This window comes from Bacillus sp. AFS037270 (assembly GCF_002585305.1).
The window spans coordinates 159,969-179,979 of the sequence record NZ_NUNF01000011.1; the positions used below are offsets into that span (position 1 = coordinate 159,969).

General features: G+C 39.7%; 18 protein-coding genes. 15 read left to right on the top strand and 3 right to left on the bottom strand.

Features of this window, described 5'->3' with window-relative positions; all coding sequences use genetic code 11:
• Positions 1-155 precede the first annotated feature (155 nt).
• Together mutS and mutL are read left to right on the top strand one after the other, a co-directional pair.
• Positions 156-2,774: a DNA mismatch repair protein MutS gene (gene mutS / locus COD92_RS05985; RefSeq protein ID WP_176541116.1), complete on the top strand. Its 2,619-nt coding sequence runs from the start codon at positions 156-158 to the stop codon at positions 2,772-2,774.
• A 13-nt stretch (positions 2,775-2,787) separates the two neighbouring features.
• Positions 2,788-4,701 (top strand): DNA mismatch repair endonuclease MutL, encoded by a 1,914-nt coding sequence (gene mutL, locus COD92_RS05990; RefSeq protein ID WP_098528597.1) that lies wholly within the window; start codon positions 2,788-2,790, stop codon positions 4,699-4,701.
• A 315-nt stretch (positions 4,702-5,016) separates the two neighbouring features.
• Here the strand turns inward: mutL and mreBH are convergent, their stop codons facing one another.
• On the bottom strand, positions 5,017-6,024 hold the full coding sequence (gene mreBH / locus COD92_RS05995) for a rod-share determining protein MreBH (RefSeq protein ID WP_098528596.1): 1,008 nt from the start codon (positions 6,022-6,024) through the stop codon (positions 5,017-5,019).
• Between the two features lie 306 nt (positions 6,025-6,330).
• Here mreBH and miaA point away from each other — a divergent pair, with 306 nt between their 5' ends.
• From miaA to spoVK, 3 genes are all read left to right on the top strand, one after another.
• Positions 6,331-7,287, top strand: a complete 957-nt coding sequence (gene miaA / locus COD92_RS06000; RefSeq protein ID WP_098528595.1) for a tRNA (adenosine(37)-N6)-dimethylallyltransferase MiaA — start codon at positions 6,331-6,333, stop codon at positions 7,285-7,287.
• A gap of 26 nt (positions 7,288-7,313) precedes the next feature.
• A complete protein-coding gene (gene hfq, locus COD92_RS06005) occupies positions 7,314-7,544 on the top strand; it encodes an RNA chaperone Hfq (RefSeq protein ID WP_007083878.1) in 231 nt (76 codons plus the stop codon).
• Between the two features lie 192 nt (positions 7,545-7,736).
• Positions 7,737-8,684 (top strand): stage V sporulation protein K, encoded by a 948-nt coding sequence (gene spoVK, locus COD92_RS06010; protein WP_098528594.1) that lies wholly within the window; start codon positions 7,737-7,739, stop codon positions 8,682-8,684.
• A gap of 22 nt (positions 8,685-8,706) precedes the next feature.
• On the opposite strand, the gene COD92_RS06015 is transcribed toward spoVK, so the two are convergent.
• Positions 8,707-9,345: a trimeric intracellular cation channel family protein gene (locus COD92_RS06015; protein ID WP_098528593.1), complete on the bottom strand. Its 639-nt coding sequence runs from the start codon at positions 9,343-9,345 to the stop codon at positions 8,707-8,709.
• Between the two features lie 191 nt (positions 9,346-9,536).
• Here COD92_RS06015 and hflX point away from each other — a divergent pair, with 191 nt between their 5' ends.
• The 4 genes from hflX (at position 9,537) to glnA (ending at position 14,007) form a co-directional block, all read left to right on the top strand.
• Positions 9,537-10,802, top strand: a complete 1,266-nt coding sequence (gene hflX / locus COD92_RS06020; RefSeq protein ID WP_480254084.1) for a GTPase HflX — start codon at positions 9,537-9,539, stop codon at positions 10,800-10,802.
• Between the two features lie 14 nt (positions 10,803-10,816).
• Positions 10,817-12,085, top strand: a complete 1,269-nt coding sequence (locus COD92_RS06025) for a methionine gamma-lyase family protein (RefSeq protein WP_098528591.1) — start codon at positions 10,817-10,819, stop codon at positions 12,083-12,085.
• Positions 12,086-12,256: 171 nt separating this feature from the next.
• On the top strand, positions 12,257-12,637 hold the full coding sequence (locus COD92_RS06030) for a MerR family transcriptional regulator (RefSeq protein ID WP_176541119.1): 381 nt from the start codon (positions 12,257-12,259) through the stop codon (positions 12,635-12,637).
• Positions 12,638-12,672: 35 nt separating this feature from the next.
• Complete coding sequence (glnA, locus tag COD92_RS06035; RefSeq protein ID WP_098528589.1) at positions 12,673-14,007, top strand: type I glutamate--ammonia ligase; 1,335 nt, start codon at positions 12,673-12,675, stop codon at positions 14,005-14,007.
• A gap of 257 nt (positions 14,008-14,264) precedes the next feature.
• On the opposite strand, the gene lexA is transcribed toward glnA, so the two are convergent.
• Positions 14,265-14,888, bottom strand: a complete 624-nt coding sequence (gene lexA, locus COD92_RS06040) for a transcriptional repressor LexA (protein ID WP_098528588.1) — start codon at positions 14,886-14,888, stop codon at positions 14,265-14,267.
• 161 nt (positions 14,889-15,049) lie between these two features.
• Here lexA and yneA point away from each other — a divergent pair, with 161 nt between their 5' ends.
• The 6 genes from yneA to COD92_RS06070 all read left to right on the top strand — a co-directional run bounded on the left by yneA (position 15,050) and on the right by COD92_RS06070 (position 19,683).
• Positions 15,050-15,370: a cell division suppressor protein YneA gene (gene yneA, locus COD92_RS06045; RefSeq protein WP_098528587.1), complete on the top strand. Its 321-nt coding sequence runs from the start codon at positions 15,050-15,052 to the stop codon at positions 15,368-15,370.
• 12 nt (positions 15,371-15,382) lie between these two features.
• Positions 15,383-16,030, top strand: a complete 648-nt coding sequence (locus COD92_RS06050; RefSeq protein ID WP_098528586.1) for a YneB family resolvase-like protein — start codon at positions 15,383-15,385, stop codon at positions 16,028-16,030.
• Positions 16,031-16,104: 74 nt separating this feature from the next.
• Positions 16,105-16,335 (top strand): DUF896 domain-containing protein, encoded by a 231-nt coding sequence (locus tag COD92_RS06055; RefSeq protein ID WP_098528585.1) that lies wholly within the window; start codon positions 16,105-16,107, stop codon positions 16,333-16,335.
• A gap of 216 nt (positions 16,336-16,551) precedes the next feature.
• Positions 16,552-18,558, top strand: coding sequence for a transketolase (tkt, locus tag COD92_RS06060; RefSeq protein WP_098528584.1), 2,007 nt, complete (start codon positions 16,552-16,554; stop codon positions 18,556-18,558).
• 398 nt (positions 18,559-18,956) lie between these two features.
• Positions 18,957-19,397, top strand: a complete 441-nt coding sequence (gene sirA, locus COD92_RS06065) for a sporulation inhibitor of replication protein SirA (protein WP_098528583.1) — start codon at positions 18,957-18,959, stop codon at positions 19,395-19,397.
• Between the two features lie 73 nt (positions 19,398-19,470).
• A complete protein-coding gene (locus tag COD92_RS06070; RefSeq protein WP_098528582.1) occupies positions 19,471-19,683 on the top strand; it encodes a YneF family protein in 213 nt (70 codons plus the stop codon).
• Positions 19,684-20,011 lie beyond the last annotated feature (328 nt).

Consider the following 20,011-nt stretch of genomic DNA (forward strand, 5'->3'; position numbering starts at 1 on the left):
TAAATTTCCCTATTAATTTGGCAAATTTTCAACGGGTGCCTGCCATAGGCCGTATATGATATAATAGTTTGTCGAAGAAAATCAAATTTAGGAAAAGAATTGTATGGGTGAACAACCCATTTCAATAAAAATTGATTAATATCCTGGAGGTCATTATGGCTGGTTATACGCCGATGATACAACAATACTTAACGATTAAGGCAGATTATCAAGATGCCTTTTTATTTTTTCGCCTAGGCGACTTTTATGAAATGTTTTTTGACGATGCCATCAAAGCATCACAAGTATTAGAAATCACCCTAACAAGCCGAGAGGGCGGTTCAGAAGATCGGATCCCGATGTGTGGAGTTCCGTACCATTCCGCTCCCAACTACATTGAACAGTTGATCTCAAAAGGCTATAAAGTAGCCATTTGCGAGCAAATGGAAGACCCAAGACAAACAAAAGGGATGGTAAAACGGGAAGTCGTCCAGTTAATCACCCCTGGTACCGTAATGGATGGAAAAGGGTTAACAGACAAAGAGAACAACTATCTCGCTTCCATCACAGCCTTTGACGATCAAACCTTTGGATTTGCCTATAACGATATTTCAACTGGAGAGAGCCGGGTCACGCTCCTATCCAATAATTTTGATGAAGTTCTCAACGAATTAGCTGTCTTAAGTGCCAAAGAAGTTGTTGTTGCTAGCAATTTTGATGGGGAACTGCAAAAGAAGATGCGTGAACGCGATGTACTGGCGATTTCTTTTGAGGATAGTAGTTCAATAGAAATAAATTTTGCCCACCTGCTTGAAGAACTTAATCAGGAAAAACTGAAACAAACGGCCGCAAGAATGTTTCACTACTTGTTCCGGTCGCAGAAAAGAAGCTTAGACCATCTTCAACCAGTGACGACCTATCAGATTCAGCAATATATGAAAATTGATTACTATTCAAAACGAAATTTAGAATTAACCGAGACCATCCGTTCAAAAGGAAAAAGAGGCTCCTTATTATGGCTGCTCGATGAAACAAAAACAGCGATGGGCGGCCGGATGCTAAAGCACTGGATTGACAGACCATTGATTCAGCAATCAGAAATTGAGCAGCGTCATAATCTCGTTGATGTTCTAATCCAGCATTATTTTGAGCGCCAGGAGCTCCGTGAGAACTTAAAAGAAGTCTACGATTTAGAGAGATTAGCAGGACGGGTTGCTTTTGGAAATGTAAATGCCCGTGATTTAGTCCAGCTAAAGCGTTCCTTAATGCAAGTACCCTTTATAAAACAAATTCTTTTTGGTATGCAAAATGAGCAAATGAACGAAATTGCTGAAAAGCTTGACCCTTGTGAAGAAGTGACCGATCTGCTTGAACAGGCGATTGTGGACAATCCTCCGCTATCCTTAAAAGAAGGTAATATCATTCGCGACGGCTACAATGATCAGCTTGACCAATATCGTGATGCCAGCCGGAACGGGAAAACCTGGATTGCCCAGCTTGAGCGGGAAGAACGGGAGAAAACGGGCATTAAATCCTTAAAGGTCGGCTATAATCGTGTTTTTGGATATTATATCGAGGTTACCCGTGCGAACCTTCACCTATTAACAGAGGGGCAATATGAACGGAAACAGACCTTAACGAATGCTGAACGCTTTATTACACCTGAATTAAAAGAAAAAGAGGCATTAATTTTACAAGCGGAAGAAAAATGCGGGGAACTGGAGTATGATTTATTCACCGGAATCCGCGAAATAGTTAAAGAACAAATTCCACGTCTGCAGGCATTGGCCAAAGCTGTAAGTGAACTTGACGTATTACAATGCTTTGCACAAATCAGTGAAGAACGTCGCTATGTGAAACCGCAGTTTTCAAACGAACGCCGGGTAGTCATTAAGGACGGACGTCATCCGGTAGTTGAAAAAGTATTAAACACACAGGAATATGTGCCAAACGACTGTTTTATGGATAGCGAAAGGGAAGTCCTTCTCATTACAGGACCGAACATGTCTGGTAAAAGTACGTACATGCGCCAAATCGCATTGATTGCTATTCTAGGGCAAATTGGCTGCTATGTTCCGGCCTCAGAAGCGGTTTTACCGATTTTTGACCAAGTGTTTACACGAATTGGTGCAGCGGACGATTTGATTTCTGGTCAAAGTACTTTTATGGTCGAAATGCTTGAGGCCAAAAACGCGATTGCGAACGCCACTCAAAATAGTCTAATATTATTCGATGAAATTGGCCGGGGAACCTCGACCTATGACGGGATGGCCCTTGCACAGGCTATTATTGAGTACATTCATGAGCGGATTGGGGCGAAAACTTTATTTTCCACTCATTATCATGAGTTGACCGTGTTAGATGAAGAGCTTTCTAAGTTAAAAAATATCCACGTTAGTGCGATTGAACATAATGGTAAGGTGGTCTTCCTTCATAAAATTAAGGAAGGCCCAGCTGATAAAAGTTACGGAATACATGTAGCACAGCTTGCTGAACTTCCGGCTGAATTAATTAGACGGGCGAGCGAAATTTTAGCAGAACTTGAGCAGACAGATGCTCAGCCGGCTCCAGTGAAAGTAGTTGTGAAACCACAAGTGCCAGAGGAAAAGGCAGAAAAACCAGTTGAGCAGCCAGCACAGCTGTCGTTTTTCGATGAGCCGGCAGAGCCGAAAAAAGCGGAGCCTACTTCTAAAGAGAAACGAGTCTTAGAGAAAATTAAAGAGTTAGATTTATTAGATGTTACACCGCTTCAAGCGATTAACCTGCTGTATGAGCTCCAGAAAAAGTTAAAGTAAGGGGGCTTTATTGATGGGTAAGATTATCCAATTAGATGAGATATTATCCAATAAAATTGCGGCCGGCGAGGTAGTTGAGCGCCCGGCCTCTGTCGTGAAAGAACTCGTTGAAAATGCAATTGATGCCGGTAGTACCGTGATTGAAATCGAAATTGAGGAAGCCGGCCTGGCAAAAATCCGCATTACAGATAACGGTTATGGTATTGAAGAGGAAGATGTATTAATCGCCTTCCAACGTCATGCCACCAGTAAGATTAAAAATGAAAATGACTTGTTCCGGATTCGGACGCTGGGATTCCGTGGTGAGGCCCTTCCAAGTATCGCCTCAGTTTCCAGACTTGAAATGAAGACCTCTACTGGAGAAGGTGCTGGAAACAGAGTCTTGATTGAAGGCGGAAAAGTCGAGATATTTGAAAAAGCTTCGGCAAGACGCGGTACTGATATTACGATTACTGATTTATTTTTCAATACGCCTGCCCGTTTAAAGTATATGAAAACCATTCATACAGAGCTCGGGAACATTACCGATGTAGTAAACCGGCTGGCACTTTCACATCCTGAAGTTGCTTTTCGACTAATCCACAATGAGCGGAAATTGCTGCAAACAAACGGAAATGGTGATGTCCGCCAAGTATTGGCTGCGATTTACGGCTTGGCTATAGCCAAACAGCTTGTCCCGGTTTCCGGTAAATCCCTAGATTATACGATTAGCGGTTTTGCGTCGATGCCGGAAGTAACAAGGGCTTCACGAAACTATATCTCAACGATGATTAACGGCCGTTTTATTAAGAACTATGCTTTGGCTAAAGCGATTCAGGAAGGTTACCATACTTTGCTGCCAATCGGACGCTTTCCAATTGTTCTTCTTAATATTGAGATGGACCCGCTCTTGGTGGATGTCAATGTGCATCCATCGAAAATGGAGGTTCGCATTAGTAAGGAAGCCGAATTGTATGAGCTAGTGACGAATATGATCAAAGATACGTTTAAATCTAAAATCTTGATACCATCAGCGTATAACCCTGTAAAAAAAGAAGAAGTGAAATCAGAGCAGACAGCGTTAGCTCTTGACGAGGGGACACCGGTCGTTAGTAAACCTATAGAAATGCCATGGGAACAACCTGTTTTCACACATACAATTCAGGAAACGCCTGCCATTCCAGTTTCTCGTTATGATAACATCCCTGTAAAGCACGAGGGAACTTTTCCGAAAACTACTTATGAACCGGAAGCGGAAACGTTTGAAGAAGAGATTATCGACGATACAAATCCAATAATTGAACATGTAAAAAATGTTCCACAATCATTAGAAGGTACTCCTGTTGAAAGTGATGAAGTTAAAAGCAGGATTCCCCGTCTTTACCCAATTGGTCAAATGCATGGAACTTATATTTTTGCTCAAAATGAAAATGGCTTATATATTATTGATCAGCATGCAGCACAAGAACGATTGAAATATGAATACTTCCGCGAAAAAGTGGGACAGGTCCAGTCGGAGCTGCAGGAAATGCTTGTGCCGATCACGCTGGAGTATTCAACAGACGAATATGTGAAAATTACAGAGAATCTTAGTGAACTAGAAAAAGTAGGCGTGTTCCTCGAGGATTTTGGATTAAATAGTTTTATTGTCCGCTCGCATCCGCAATGGTTTCCTAAAGGAGAAGAGAAGCAGATAATAGAGGATATGATTGAACAAGTATTATTGATGAAAAAGGTAGACATTAAGAAGCTTCGAGAAGAGGCAGCGATTATGATGAGCTGTAAAGCCTCGATTAAAGCCAACCGTCATTTGCGTAACGATGAAATCCAGGCACTTTTAGATGATCTACGAAAAGCATCAGACCCATTCACCTGTCCACATGGCAGACCAATTATTGTTCACTATTCGATTTATGAGATGGAAAAGATGTTTAAACGGGTGATGTAGTATTTTTTTGTGACCGTGAGATCTGTAAAAAGAGGTGGAACTGTCAAAATATAAAAAGAATTGAGACCGTGGTATCCTAAAAAGAGAGGAGACGGTCACAATAAAAAAGAATTGAGACCGTAGAATCTGAAAAAGAGAGGAGACGGTCACAATAAAAAAGAATTGTGCCCGTAGAATCTGAAAAAGAGAGGAGACGGTCACAATAAAAAAGAATTGTGCCGTTAAAAGGAAAAAAAGATAGTAACCGGTCACAAAAAACCAACTACTAAATTAAAAAAAGGCTGCAGGATCATCCTGCAGCCTTTTTTATATACCCTATTTCACACCAACATGAATCTTATTAATAAACTGCAATGCCTGTCCAGTCCCAACAGCCACAGATTCCAATGGACTTGATGCCAGCTGAACCGGAACAAATATTTCCTCACTCAACCATGCTTCCATTCCATTTAACAATGATCCGCCGCCAGTCAGAATCACGCCTCTATCGACAATATCACCACTTAACTCGGCTGGGCAATCCTCGAGTGTTGCACGAATGGCCTCCATAATATGCAACAAGGATTCTCTAATAGCATTCCGAATCTCATATGATGATAGTTTAACAGTTTTTGGTAAACCAGTTACGAGATCCCGGCCGCGCACATCCATAAACTTTTCTTCATGGTCAATCAGGGCATAACCAATTTCCATTTTAATATTCTCAGCGGTTCTCTCCCCAATTAATACATTGTATACCTTGCGGACATGTTGAATAATATCGTCATCTAAACGATCGCCGCCTATTTTAATAGAATGGCAGGCTACTACCCCGCCAAAGGAAATAATCGCCACTTCCGTATTACCACCGCCGATATCAACGACCACATTGGCAACCGGCTCATCAACAGGCATACCTGCCCCAATTGCCGCAGCAACAGGTTCTTCAATCAGTGAGATCTTTTTGGCACCAGCATTTCGGACCGCATCCTGGATTGCTCTGCGCTCTACACTAGTTGAACCTGATGGAATACAAACCACCACATTCGGCTTGCGAAGGGCGAAACCTAATTTCTTAGAAGCCTTCCGCATCACGTTTTTAAGCATTTCAGTAGTGACATCAAAATCAGCGATCACCCCATCTTTTAATGGACGAATGGCGATAATTTTTTCCGGTGTCTTACCTATCATCTCTTTCGCTTCGATCCCAAACGCAACTACATTCTTTGTCTCTGTATCTATCACCACGACCGATGGCTCGTTAAGTACAATTCCTTTACTTTTGCTATATACCAATATATTAGCGGTTCCTAAATCAATCCCAATATCAAAATTAGAAAGCATTTTTATTCACCTATTCCTAAATTTTTAAATACATTAAAAGCTACGTTTAAGCCTAACATGAATGTGGGGGTAAAAAGCATTTTGTAAATGAACCGTTATCGATTTGTAACCTTATAAATTTTTTTGTCATATTTTGAAGTAATGTGTTATAAAAATTTCATTTAACTATTAACGCATAAGAAACAAATTTTTTGTATATACTTGTTTGATGTTCTACTGCTTTTCGAAATTGTGATACCATGAAGGGGTGGAAGCAAAACAAACAGCCTCCATCACTGAAAAAAAGCATAAGGCAGTGAGAAAATAGTGGATTCCAAACAAAAATTATTAGTTATCATTGGTCCTACTGCAGTGGGAAAAACAAATCTTAGCATCGAAATGGCCAAACGATACAACGGTGAGATTATCAGCGGGGATTCCATGCAGATTTATCGTGGAATGGATATTGGGACTGCAAAAATAACGAAAGAAGAAATGCAAGGTATCCCACACCATTTAATTGATATCAAAGAGCCGGAGGAAAATTTTTCAGTTGCAGAATTTCAACTCCTGGTTCGTGCAAAAATAAATGAAATTGCCAAAAGGGGAAAGCTTCCCATCATTGTTGGCGGGACAGGGTTGTATATCCAGTCCGTCATTTATGACTATCAATTTTCCGATGTACCTGGTGACGAAGCTTTTCGGCTTGAGCTAGAGGAAAGAGTAAAGCAAATAGGAAATGACGCTTTGTACAAAGAACTTCAAGCGGTTGACCCAGAGAGTGCTGCTCAAATCCATCCGAATAATGTGAGAAGGGTGATCCGTGCACTTGAGATATTCCATTTGACAGGTAAAACGATGCAGGAATATCAGAGGAAACAGCAGCCTGATCTGATGTATGAAACAGCGCTTGTCGGATTAACGATGGACCGGGAAAAGCTTTACGAGCGTATTAATTTAAGAGTGGATATAATGGTTAAGCAAGGGCTGTTAGATGAGGTAAAATCCTTATATAACCAAGGCTTACGTGATTGCCAGTCAATTCAAGCTATCGGTTATAAAGAGATTTATGACTATTTAGATGAGAAAGTGACCTGGGATGATGCGGTTGAGCAGCTAAAACAAAACTCTAGAAGATATGCAAAAAGGCAATTAACTTGGTTTCGGAACAAAATGGATGTAAAATGGTTTGATATGACATATGTGAACGATTTAGCAAAAAAAATAGCGGAAATTTCACAATATGTTGAAGGAAAGCTTCAAGTAAAATCGAATACATATTAATAGAGATAAAAGAGGAGGATATACTAATGAAAACAACAATTAATATTCAAGACCAATTTTTGAACCAGTGCCGCAAAGACAACACCCATGTAACGGTGTTCCTTCTAAATGGTTTTCAATTAAGAGGCCAAATTAAGGGCTTTGATAATTTTACCGTATTATTTGAATCAGAAGGTAAACAGCAATTGGTATTTAAGCATGCTATTTCCACTTTTGCACCACAGCGTAATGTCCAGCTTGAATTGGATAACCAATAAAATAGGATCAAAATGGAGCCCGTTATCTTGGGCTCTTTTTTATTTTCTATAAATAAAAGAAATCTTCTTTAATGAATTCCAAAGATTGTGAATACACATAGAGGGAAGGATTATGCCTAACCTAAAACACTTCTGAGTAGCTTTAATCTTGCTACCTTATGTATACTGTCTGCAGAATGAGAGGTGATAGCTTTGGATCAACCATATCGAACGAAAAGTAACGGCCAAATAAGGGTGGTACTCAACTCGAATGAAAGAACAACGATAAGAAAAGAAGTACCCGATTTTCAAGTTGTTCCAAAGGTCATTCCCCCAGAGCATACTGCACTAAAAGAAATTGAAGAAGAGCTCGGGGCATTGGTTGGCATGGAAGAAATGAAGCGTATGATTAAAGAGATTTACGCTTGGATTTATGTTAACAAGAAGCGTGAGGAAATGGGGCTGAAGGCGAGAAAACAAGCCCTCCATATGATGTTTAAAGGGAATCCTGGAACAGGGAAAACCACTGTTGCTAGGTTAATTGGCAAGCTGTTTCAAAAGATGAATGTCCTCTCCAAAGGCCATTTAATTGAGGCGGAACGGGCGGATCTCGTGGGCGAGTATATTGGTCATACCGCTCAAAAAACGAGAGATTTAGTAAAGAAGGCTCAAGGAGGAATTCTATTTATCGATGAAGCCTATTCCTTAGGTCGTGGCGGAGAAAAGGATTTTGGCAAGGAAGCCATTGATACGCTCGTCAAACATATGGAGGATAAGCAGCATGAGTTTATTTTAATTCTTGCTGGGTATTCAAGGGAGATGGATCATTTTTTAACCCTAAATCCCGGTCTTCATTCTCGTTTTCCCTTGGTCATTGATTTTCCGGATTATAATATCGAGCAGCTGATGGATATTGCTGGAAGGATGTTAAAAGAAAGAGAGTATACGTTAAGCCATGAAGCTGAAAAAAAATTAAGAGACCATTTGATTTGGGTAAAGGCTGTCTTAAATCCTAACACATTTTCAAACGGCAGATACGTCCGCAACGTCATTGAAAAATCAGTCCGGGCACAGGCCATGAGGCTGTTAATGCTGAATAGTTATGACAAACATGAATTAATGACACTCAGGAGCAATGATTTAATATTTGAAGAGGATTAAAACGGAAAAATCGGCGGGGTCATCACCCGCCGATTTGTTTATGATTTTCGATTTTTTGGGAAACTCCAAGACTTCGAGAAGGCAGCTTCCAATCAAAGGTATAAGACAGTACACGTAAGCCAGTCACTAAAATAAATAGGGTATATAATTGCCAAGAATCAGTCGCAATCTCGAGACCAATCATAAATCCCGCCAGTATAGCCCATACAGCATAAATTTCCGCTCTTAACACAATCGGTTTTCTACCGGCAAGCAGGTCGCGGATAATCCCCCCGCCAATCCCTGTTAATACTGCTGCAACAATAACAGCGCTGAGGGGATGGTTCATATTCTCGGCATAAATGGCACCCTGAATGGCAAAGGCGGACAGGCCGATCGCATCAAAAAAGTTTCCCCATTTTTGCCAATGTCGCAATAAGTTATTAGGAAATAAAAACACCGCAGTAATCGACAACAAGGCGATTTGAAAAAGTATTCCCTGTTCCCATAAGGCTGAGACCGGTACACCAATTAGCAGGTTTCGAATTGCGCCGCCGCCAAACGCTGTAACGATCCCTAAAATATAAACTCCTAAGATATCATATTCCTCTTCCATTGCCACAATCGCACCGCTGACTGCAAAGGCAATGGTACCAATCATACTTAAAACTTCCCATGTCATGTTGAATTCTCCTTAGTGTCCCATAATCACAATGATAATAGTAAAAAACGGTTCAATAACAAACAATAAAATTTTATCACGATGCAAGAAAATTACAACTACTTTTTAATTTCCAAAAGAGTATGGGGAAAATTAGAGATTACAAAGTTTTTTTGTTATGATGAGAATGAAGTACAGTTACGGAAGGAAGGATGCCTGTGGAACAAAAGGATACGAAGGAAAAGGTCATTCTTGTTGGCTGTCAAACAAATGGTGATGAGGATCAGCGTTTTGACTATTCGATGGAAGAGTTAGGAGCATTAACCGAAACCGCCCAAGGGGAAGTCCTTGCTTCCTTGGTCCAAAAACGAGACCGCGTCCATCCTGCAACCTATATAGGTAAAGGGAAAGTGGAAGAGTTAAAAAGCCTCGTTGAGGAGCTTGAAGCAGACATTGTCATCTTTAATGACGAACTTTCTCCAAGTCAAAAGAGAAATCTGGGCTCAGAAATCGATGTTCGAATTATTGATCGAACTCAACTCATTTTGGATATATTTGCGCAAAGAGCGCGCTCAAAAGAAGGAAAGCTGCAGGTTGAGCTGGCACAGCTGCAATACATACTTCCCCGTTTGGCTGGACAAGGAACAGCACTTTCAAGACTTGGTGCAGGGATTGGAACAAGAGGACCAGGGGAAACAAAACTAGAATCAGATCGAAGACATATCCGGCGCAGAATTGATGATATTAAGAGTCAGCTTGCTGTTATTGTTCAGCACCGTGACAGATACCGTGAACGAAGAAAGAAAAATAAAACCTTTCAAGTTGCCATTGTCGGTTATACAAATGCCGGAAAGTCGACCCTTTTTAATCGATTATCAGAGGCGGAGTCTTATGAGGAGAATCAATTGTTTGCCACACTTGATCCTATGACACGCAAATTGATTTTACCAAGTGGTTTCTTAGCCTTAATTACCGATACGGTTGGATTTATTCAAGACCTGCCCACAACTCTGATAGCTGCATTTCGTTCTACGCTTGAGGAGGTAAAGGAAGCAGACTTGCTTCTACATGTGGTCGATATGTCAAATCCGGACTATTACCAGCATGAAAAAACGGTGAAAAAGTTGCTTGATGACCTAGAAGTAAAAGATATCCCGCAAATAACCGTGTATAATAAAAGAGATATTCAACATCCTGATTTTGTTCCAACAGCAGATACAACCACGATCTTCATTAGTGCATTTGATGAAAATGATCGCCATGCCTTGAAGAGGAAAATGGAAAAAATCGTGATGGACATGATGGAGTCTTACGAAGTCCGAATTCCTTCGACTGAAGGTAAGCTGCTTTCACAATTGAAAAATGAGACCATCTTAAGAGAACTTGTTTTTGAAGAGGAAGATCAATTATATCGGTGTAAAGGCTATTCTCTTGCTGATCATCAAATCACCGGACAATTACAGAAATTCACACTATAGATAGGAGTTACATCATGTTTCAACAGCTACAAAATGGGGAAAAGCTTTACTCCCTGGTGCGCCAAGTAGAGCAGCAAATTGCCGAAGTACATAAAGAAATAGACGAAAGAATTGAAAGCAACCAATTTCGAGTATTGAAAAGCTATCAAAAACACCGTGTCAGTGATTCACACTTTATCCCATCGACCGGTTATGGCTATGATGATATTGGCAGAGATACATTGGAATTAGTATATGCAGATGTCTTTGGCGGAGAAGCGGGGCTTGTCCGTCCACAGATCATCTCCGGTACACATGCCATCTCGATTGCCTTATTCGGTGTACTCAGACCAGGGGATGAACTGCTTTATATAACGGGTAAACCTTATGATACATTAGAGGAAATTGTCGGGATTCGCGGCAATGGGGTTGGTTCGCTTAAGGAATTCGGAATTTCTTATGATAGCGTTGCTTTAACAGATGAAGGGGCAATCAATTGGGATGAGGTTGCTGCAAAAATAAAACCAAATACAAAAATGATTGGGATCCAGCGCTCCAAAGGGTATGCAACTAGACCATCATTCACTGTAGCGGAAATCGGTCAAATGATTTCTTTTGTAAAAGAAATAAAACCTGATCTTGTTGTATTTGTTGATAATTGCTACGGCGAATTCGTGGAAGAACAAGAACCTTGCCATGTTGGAGCAGATTTGATGGCCGGCTCCTTAATTAAAAACCCTGGCGGTGGACTTGCGAAAACAGGCGGTTACATCGTTGGGAAAAAACAATGGGTCGAGGCTTGCTCTTACCGAATGACCTCCCCGGGGATCGGGGCAGAGGCAGGTGCTTCCCTCTATAGTCTTCAAGAAATGTATCAAGGTTTCTTTCTCGCTCCGCATGTTGTCGGTCAGGCATTAAAGGGAGCAGTGTTTACCGCCGCTATGCTAGAACAATTGGGCATGAATTCTTCACCTAAATGGAACGTCAAAAGGACGGACCTCATTCAGTCTGTACAATTCGATGATCGAGATAAAATGGTTTCTTTCTGTCAGGCAATCCAATTTGCATCGCCTATTAATTCATATGTCACGCCGCATCCAAGTTATATGCCTGGATATGAAGATGATGTTATAATGGCAGCAGGAACGTTTATTCAAGGTGCTAGTATCGAATTAACCGCAGACGGCCCGCTTCGACCACCATATGTTGCATATGTCCAGGGAGGTTTAACCTATGCTCACGTAAAAATGGCCATTTGTTTAGCAATTGACCATTTAATTGAAAAAGGATTAATTCGCCTTTAGTTGGACAAAGTAAATAATAGTAAAATACATATTGTTTATAAATTCTTTTAAAAATCGTGTAAGAAAATCTAACACAACATTGACATCTTTTCTTACACGAAATATAATAGCAATATGATTTACTATTAAGGGAGGAATAATTTGGTGAGTGGAAAAGAAATTCGTCGTTCCATGCCATTGTTTCCTATCGGGACGGTCATGCAGTTAACCGAGTTAACCGCAAGGCAAATCCGCTATTATGAAGAACACCAATTGATTTCTCCAGCAAGAACCGAGGGAAATAGACGTCTATTCAGCCTAAATGATATTGATAGACTATTAGAAATCAAAGACTTAATTGACCAAGGTGTGAACATGGCTGGAATCAAGCAATTGTTCATGGTCAAGGAGCAACAGGAATCATCTAATATAATAGAGAAACAAACTGAAAAAGCAAAACAGGAACTAACAGATGAACAACTAAGAAAGCTTCTTCGCAATGAATTAATGCATTCAGGCAGAAACAATCGATTTACATTACGCCAAGGCGATATGTCTCGATTTTTCCATTAAAGTTAATCATTCTTTTTATAATAGGGGGAATTAAAATGGCAAAGTATTCAAGAGAAGACATCCAACGGATGGCGAAAGAGGAGAATGTAAAATTTATTCGTCTTCAATTCACCGACATTCTTGGAACAATTAAAAATGTTGAAATTCCTATTAGCCAGTTGGAAAAAGCATTAGATAACAAAATGATGTTTGACGGTTCTTCAATTGAAGGATTTGTGCGTATCGAAGAATCTGATATGTTACTATATCCAGACCTTAGCACATGGGTAATTTTCCCTTGGACTGCTGAAAAAGGAAAAGTAGCTCGTTTAATCTGTGATATCTATACTCCAGAAGGCAAGCCTTTTGAAGGTGACCCACGTAATAACTTAAGAAGAGTTTTAAAGGAAATGGAAGAGCTAGGATTCACTAACTTCAACCTTGGACCTGAGCCAGAATTCTTCCTATTTAAATTAGACCAAAAAGGTGAACCAACTTTAGAACTTAACGACCAAGGCGGTTATTTTGACTTAGCGCCAACAGACTTAGGTGAAAACTGCCGTCGTGATATCGTTCTTGAGCTAGAAGAAATGGGCTTTGAAATCGAAGCTTCTCATCACGAAGTAGCACCAGGACAACACGAAATCGACTTTAAATATGCGGATGCATTAACTGCATGTGATCAAATCCAGACTTTCAAGCTTGTTGTAAAAACAATTGCTCGTAAACACGGATTACACGCAACATTCATGCCAAAACCTTTATTCGGTGTAAACGGATCTGGTATGCACATGAACCTTTCGTTATTCAAAAATGGCGAAAATGCATTCTATGAGCCAACTGGTAACCTAGAAATGAGTGATACAGCTCGTCAATTCATTGCTGGTATCCTAAAGCATGCTCCTGCCTTTACAGCGGTAACTAACCCAACTGTAAACTCTTATAAGCGTTTAGTACCTGGCTATGAAGCACCTTGTTATGTAGCTTGGTCTGCTAGAAACCGTTCACCGCTAATTCGTATTCCTGCATCTCGTGGCTTAAGCACACGTGTAGAAGTACGTAGTGTTGACCCAGCAGCAAATCCATATCTTGCAATGGCTGTTCTATTAAAAGCTGGTTTAGACGGTATTAAAAATAAATTAACTCCTCCAGCTCCAGTAGATCGTAACATCTATGTTATGAGCAAAGAAGAAAGAATCGAAGAAGGTATCATCGATCTTCCGGCAACTCTTGCACAAGCATTAGATCAATTAAGCCAAGATGAAGTAATTGTTGCTGGTTTAGGCGAGCACATCTTCGAACACTTCGTTGAAGCAAAAGAAATTGAGTGGGATATGTTTAGAACTGTCGTTCACCAATGGGAACGCGATCAATACATGAGCACTTATTAAGAGATTAAAAAAGCCTTGGCGCTCTATGCGTCAAGGCTTTTGGTGTTTAAGAAGGACAAATCGTGGTTGAGCAAGTTCGCCGGGAGTATGAAGGACAAAATGCGGTTGAGCAAGAAGGAAAGTGTCTGTCCTTCACTGGGTGTGTCAAGGACAATACATAGTCGTGTAAAAAAGTAAAATATCCTTCATCAGACTAGTAGGTTAAAATCCGGATAAGTTCAACCCAAAAAAAAGAGAGCCGGATCAGCTCTCTCAGATTAATGAATATGACGATAAACTCCAATAACTTTCCCTAAAATCGATACATTTCGTAAAATGATAGGATCCATTGCAGAGTTTTCCGGCTGCAGGCGGATGTAGTCTTTTTCCTTAAAGAATCTCTTACAAGTTGCTTCGTCATCCTCCGTCATTGCAACAACAATATCCCCATTATTCGCAGTCTGCTGCTGCTTCACAATCACGTAGTCTCCGTCAAGTATTCCCGCTTCTATCATACTTTCACCCATGATTTCTAGCATAAACACCTGCTCGTCTGAAGGAGCCAAGCTTTCAGGAAGTGGGAAATATTCTTCGACATTCTCAATTGCTGTGATTGGCAATCCTGCCGTTACCTTCCCGACCACTGGAACGTTGACAACTTTATTTCTAGGAATCTGTGCGGCTTCATCCGCATCTAGTATTTCAATAGCTCTTGGTTTGGTAGGGTCTCTTCTAATTAGACCTTTACTCTCTAAGCGTGCTAGGTGACCGTGAACAGTAGAACTGGATGCAAGTCCAACCGCTTCGCCAATTTCCCTGACGGAAGGAGGATATCCCTTACTTCTAACTTCTTCCTTTATAAACTCCAGGATATCCTGCTGCCGCTTTGATATTTTTACCATGATAAAATGCACCTCGCCTGGTTAATGTTGTCTTTATTATAGCATGTCGTACCATACTATACAAACATAAGTTCGAGAAAATGGTTGACAACAAACAAATGTTCGGATTATAATGAAAATAAATCAAAAGGGAACATATATTCTTATAAGAGGTGCGAATCATGAAAAAATTATGGAAACAATACTCGTATGCTATTACTCTTATTATTTTAAGCTGCACTTTAGCTTTCGTATTATCATTTAAACATCACTCTGATGATCAATATTTAAAAGTAACCATTTCTGAAGGAGATACACTTTGGAAGATTTCTGATCAATTTGAAGGTCAGCATTCGCTATCAAACAAAGAGTTCGTAAGCTGGGTAAAAAAGCATAATGAAAATATTAAGGATCAAATCTATCCTGGTGAAGAAATTGTAATTCCTGTAAGCAAAAAGAATTCCGCCAATACAACAGAACTTGCGAGTGCGCCGAAGGAATAGAAAGGATAACTAATGAAAGCTATAATCTACTGCCGTGTCAGTACCAACAAACATACACAAGAAACATCCTTAATACGCCAGGAAGATGAATTAATCCAACTTGCGAACCAGTGTGGATTTGAAATCGACTCCATTATAAAAGAACAAGCAAGTGGTTATGATTTTGAAAGAGATGGAATACTAGAGGTATTAGAGAGGATAAAAGATCCGCAAGTTCAGGCCCTGTTAATTCAGGATGAAACACGGCTTGGAAGAGGTAATGCTAAAATTGCCCTTCTGCATTGTATAATAAAAGAAGGGATCCAACTTTACAGTATTTCACATAATGGTGAATTACAACTTTCAGAATCGGATTCCATGGTTTTAAAAATAGTCAGCATGGTAGAAGAGTATCAGCGTAAACTTCATAATGTAAAAATAAAAAGAGGCATGAAGCGTGCTGTTGAGCAAGGCTATAAACCAGAAAAAAACTTAAAGAACCTTGGACAATCCTCTGGCAGGGAAAAAATTGAAGTACCAATTGAACAGATTATCCGATTACGGGAAAATGAGCTGACATTTGCTGAAATTGCCGCCACACTAAGAGGCTTTGGGTATAACATTTCAAAAGCAACTGTCCATAGAAGATATCAAGAATATATAGAATCACAGAATCAGTAGCTCTTTATCTTGTCATGAAGGCTTTTTTTTAGTAAAATCAAGTGTCTTCATTTGATGAGAAAGGATGGGTGGGTATGCTTTCAAAAGAAAAAATGGCTCGCATTAATGAACTGGCAAGAAAGGCAAAATCGTCAGGATTAACAGAGTTAGAAGCAAAAGAGCAATCCAAATTAAGAAGTGAATACTTGGCTACTTTCCGAGCAAATATGCTCGATACATTAACGAATACAAAGTTTATTGATCCAGAAGGTAATGATGTCACACCTGAAAAATTAAAAGCTAGAAAGAATCGCCCTCTTCATTAACTATATATTAAGTTTAAAACCTTCTGTATTTTCTCACCTCGCCTAAAGGCGGGGTCTTTTCATTTACTATTACATACATTATTATTCTTGTTTAAGTCAAAATAAAAATAAAGTGAAATTTTCAATCTTATTTTTGTTTATTAGTTGAATTAATAGACAATGCAAGATAATATAAAGGATGTATTTATTATCCGTGATCAAGAAAGGATGTAATTCATGTTTAATACTATTGATGATTTATCCGTAACTTCGATTCGTACGCTTTCTATTGATGCTATTGAGAAAGCGAATTCTGGGCATCCAGGTATGCCAATGGGTGCTGCCCCAATGACATATACATTATGGACAAGATTCATGAACCAAAACCCTAAGAATCCTCATTGGTTCAACCGTGATCGTTTCGTCTTATCTGCAGGCCATGGTTCTGCTTTGTTATATAGCATGCTCCACTTATCCGGCTATAATTTAAGCATGGAGGACATTAAACAATTCCGTCAGTGGGGTAGTAAGACACCTGGTCACCCTGAGTATCGCCACACAGAAGGTGTAGAAGCAACAACTGGTCCGCTTGGACAAGGGATTGCAATGGCTGTCGGGATGGCAATGGCAGAACGCCATGTTGCTAGTGTTTATAACAAAGATAAATATGAGATTGTGAACCATTTTACATATAGTGTTTGTGGTGATGGTGACCTCATGGAAGGTGTTTCTGCAGAAGCTGCATCACTTGCAGGACATTTAAAATTAGGACGTTTAGTTGTTCTTTATGATTCCAATGATATTTCTCTTGATGGAGACCTAGACAAATCTTTCTCTGAAAGTGTAAAAGGGCGTTTCGAAGCTTACGGCTGGCAATACCTTCGTGTGGAAGACGGCAATAACCTTGAGGAAATCGCAAAAGCACTAGAAGAAGCAAGAAATGACTTAGACCGTCCAACTATGATTGAAGTTAGAACGATCATTGGATATGGTTCACCAAACCGTGCCGGTACTTCTGGTGTTCACGGTGCTCCGCTAGGTGCAAACGAGTTAAAGCTTACAAAAGAAGCATATAAATGGACATTTGAAGAAGATTTCCACGTTCCACAAGAAGTTTATGACAACTTCCAAAAACTCATTGTTGAAAACGGTGAGAAAAAGGAAAAAGAATGGAACGAAATGTTCGCACAGTATAAGAATGAGTATCCTGAATTAGCTGCTCAGCTTGAACAAGCATTAAATAATGAACTTCCTGAAGGCTGGGATAAAGATATCCCTGTGTACCAAGAAGGCAAGAGTTTAGCAAGCCGTGCCTCATCTGGTGAAGTCCTAAATGGCATCGCTAAAAACCTACCAATCTTCATTGGCGGTTCAGCAGACCTTGCAGGTTCCAATAAAACAATGATTAAAGGTACAACTGACTATATGCCAGGTGCCTATGAAGGCCGCAATTTCTGGTTCGGCGTTCGTGAATTTGCAATGGGTGCTGCACTGAATGGTATCGCCCTTCACGGCGGAGTAAAAATATTTGGCGGAACATTCTTTGTTTTCTCTGATTACCTTCGTCCAGCAATCCGTTTAGCAGCAATCATGGGATTACCTGTTACTTATGTATTTACACATGACAGTATCGCTGTTGGGGAAGATGGCCCAACACACGAACCTGTCGAACAGCTTGCAGCATTACGCGCAATGCCAGGTCTATCCATTATTCGTCCAGCAGACGGCAATGAAACAGCAGCAGCTTGGAAGCTAGCAGTTGAATCAACCAATAAACCAACTGCACTCATTTTGACTCGTCAAGATTTACCTACTTTAAAAGGTACAGATGTCAATGCATATGAGGGCGTTTCAAAGGGTGCTTATGTTGTTTCTCCTGCTGGAAAAGAAACTCCTGATGCTTTAATTCTTGCAACTGGTTCAGAAGTAAGTCTTGCAGTGGAAGCACAAAAAGTACTTGCAGGTGAAGGAGTTCAAGTTTCTGTTGTCAGCATGCCTTCATGGGATCGTTTTGACCAACAATCACAAGAGTATAAAGATTCTGTTCTACCGAGAAACGTGAAAAAACGCCTTGGAATCGAAATGGGAGCTTCATTCGGCTGGCATAAATATACTGGTGACGAAGGCGATGTATTGGCAATTGACCAATTCGGAGCATCAGCACCTGGTGAAAAAATTATGGAAGAATACGGCTTTAGTGTGGATAATGTAGTGGCTCGTGTTAAGGCCCTGTTACAACAATAATTGTTATTAATTTAGAGAGAACGGTTTATCCGTTCTCTTTTTTTAGTTCTGATTTTTTGTTAAAAAATAGGAAAAGCGCCAATCGGCTATCAAAATGAGCTATAAATGTGGAAAATAAGCCAAACAATCACGATTATGGGCCATAATTTAATTTTTTAGAGCCAAACACTAACAAAAATAAACCAATATCCATCATGATAGTCAGATTGGGCTCCTATGTTGTTACAATTTATTGAACAATTGAAGTTAATAAAAGGAAAGTTCATAAATTATACCGAAATTGGTTGGTAAACATATTATCGACAAAAGTAGTGAAAGTTTTTGCCGCCGTAAGACAAACGTTTTGTCCATGCTTTTTTATAATAGAAAAAAGGATTTCAACGAAGGGGAGAACAGTGGTGAGAAAATATCAGCTATATTTAGTAGAAGATGAATTTGCCGCCCATTACTTCGGAAGAGAGCGTATATTTTTTCAGCTTTTTCATGAACATCATACAGCAGACGGCGAACTTAAATTTATAACACAAAAACAAATTTCATATATTACGAAACGGGTAGAGGTTTTAAAAATCCATAATCTGCTTCAAAAACAGTTAGGGAAAATGAAGGGATTTAGAGCAGATCATGGTGGATATACGATTGCTTTAAGCGGGAAACTAAGCACGGCAAGGTTAGAGGTTTTTCAAGAGTTAATAACAGTGGAAGCAGAAGGCAGCTATGAAGCAGAAACGGCCTTTTTTGAAGTGCTCAGAAAATGCGAATCCTCCTTCTTAGCAATTGATCTCGAACACGAACGGGTCGGATGGCTAAAGCCAATTAAAGAAAGAAAATATGTCTAATTGAAATGAGATATTGTTTTATTTCGTTTTATTTAGTACACTGTATGGTAGACAACATGAAGGAGGAAGTTTAATGTTATATGTACTAGTTGGTATACTAGCATTAGCGGCTGGTGTAGCACTAGGATTTTTCATTGCTCGTAGATATATGATGAGCTATTTAAAGAAAAATCCGCCAATAAATGAACAAATGTTAAAAATGATGATGATGCAAATGGGTATGAAACCTTCGCAAAAGAAAATCAACCAAATGATGGCAGCAATGAATAAACAGCAGTCAAAATAAAACGGACAAGCATTCATGTGATAACCTTGTCCCACAAGGGTTAATTACTTGATTGTTAGTAATTATTATGAAGATGAGCTCAACTAAAAACAAAAGTAGGCTTACATCCTTCATTAATAAATTACGTAATCCCTTCATAATTTAAATGCAAAAACCACTTGTTCCGCTGAAATTTAACCGGAAAGGTGGTTTTTTTATTAAATGAAAAAGTTGATAAGTCTATACCAAGGTTAATGAGTAAAAAAAAGGATTTAGAAACACAATTTGGAATCCTCTTGCAAATTTTTATAAATCGTGTTATTATAAAAAAGAATTATTTTTGTTCGGT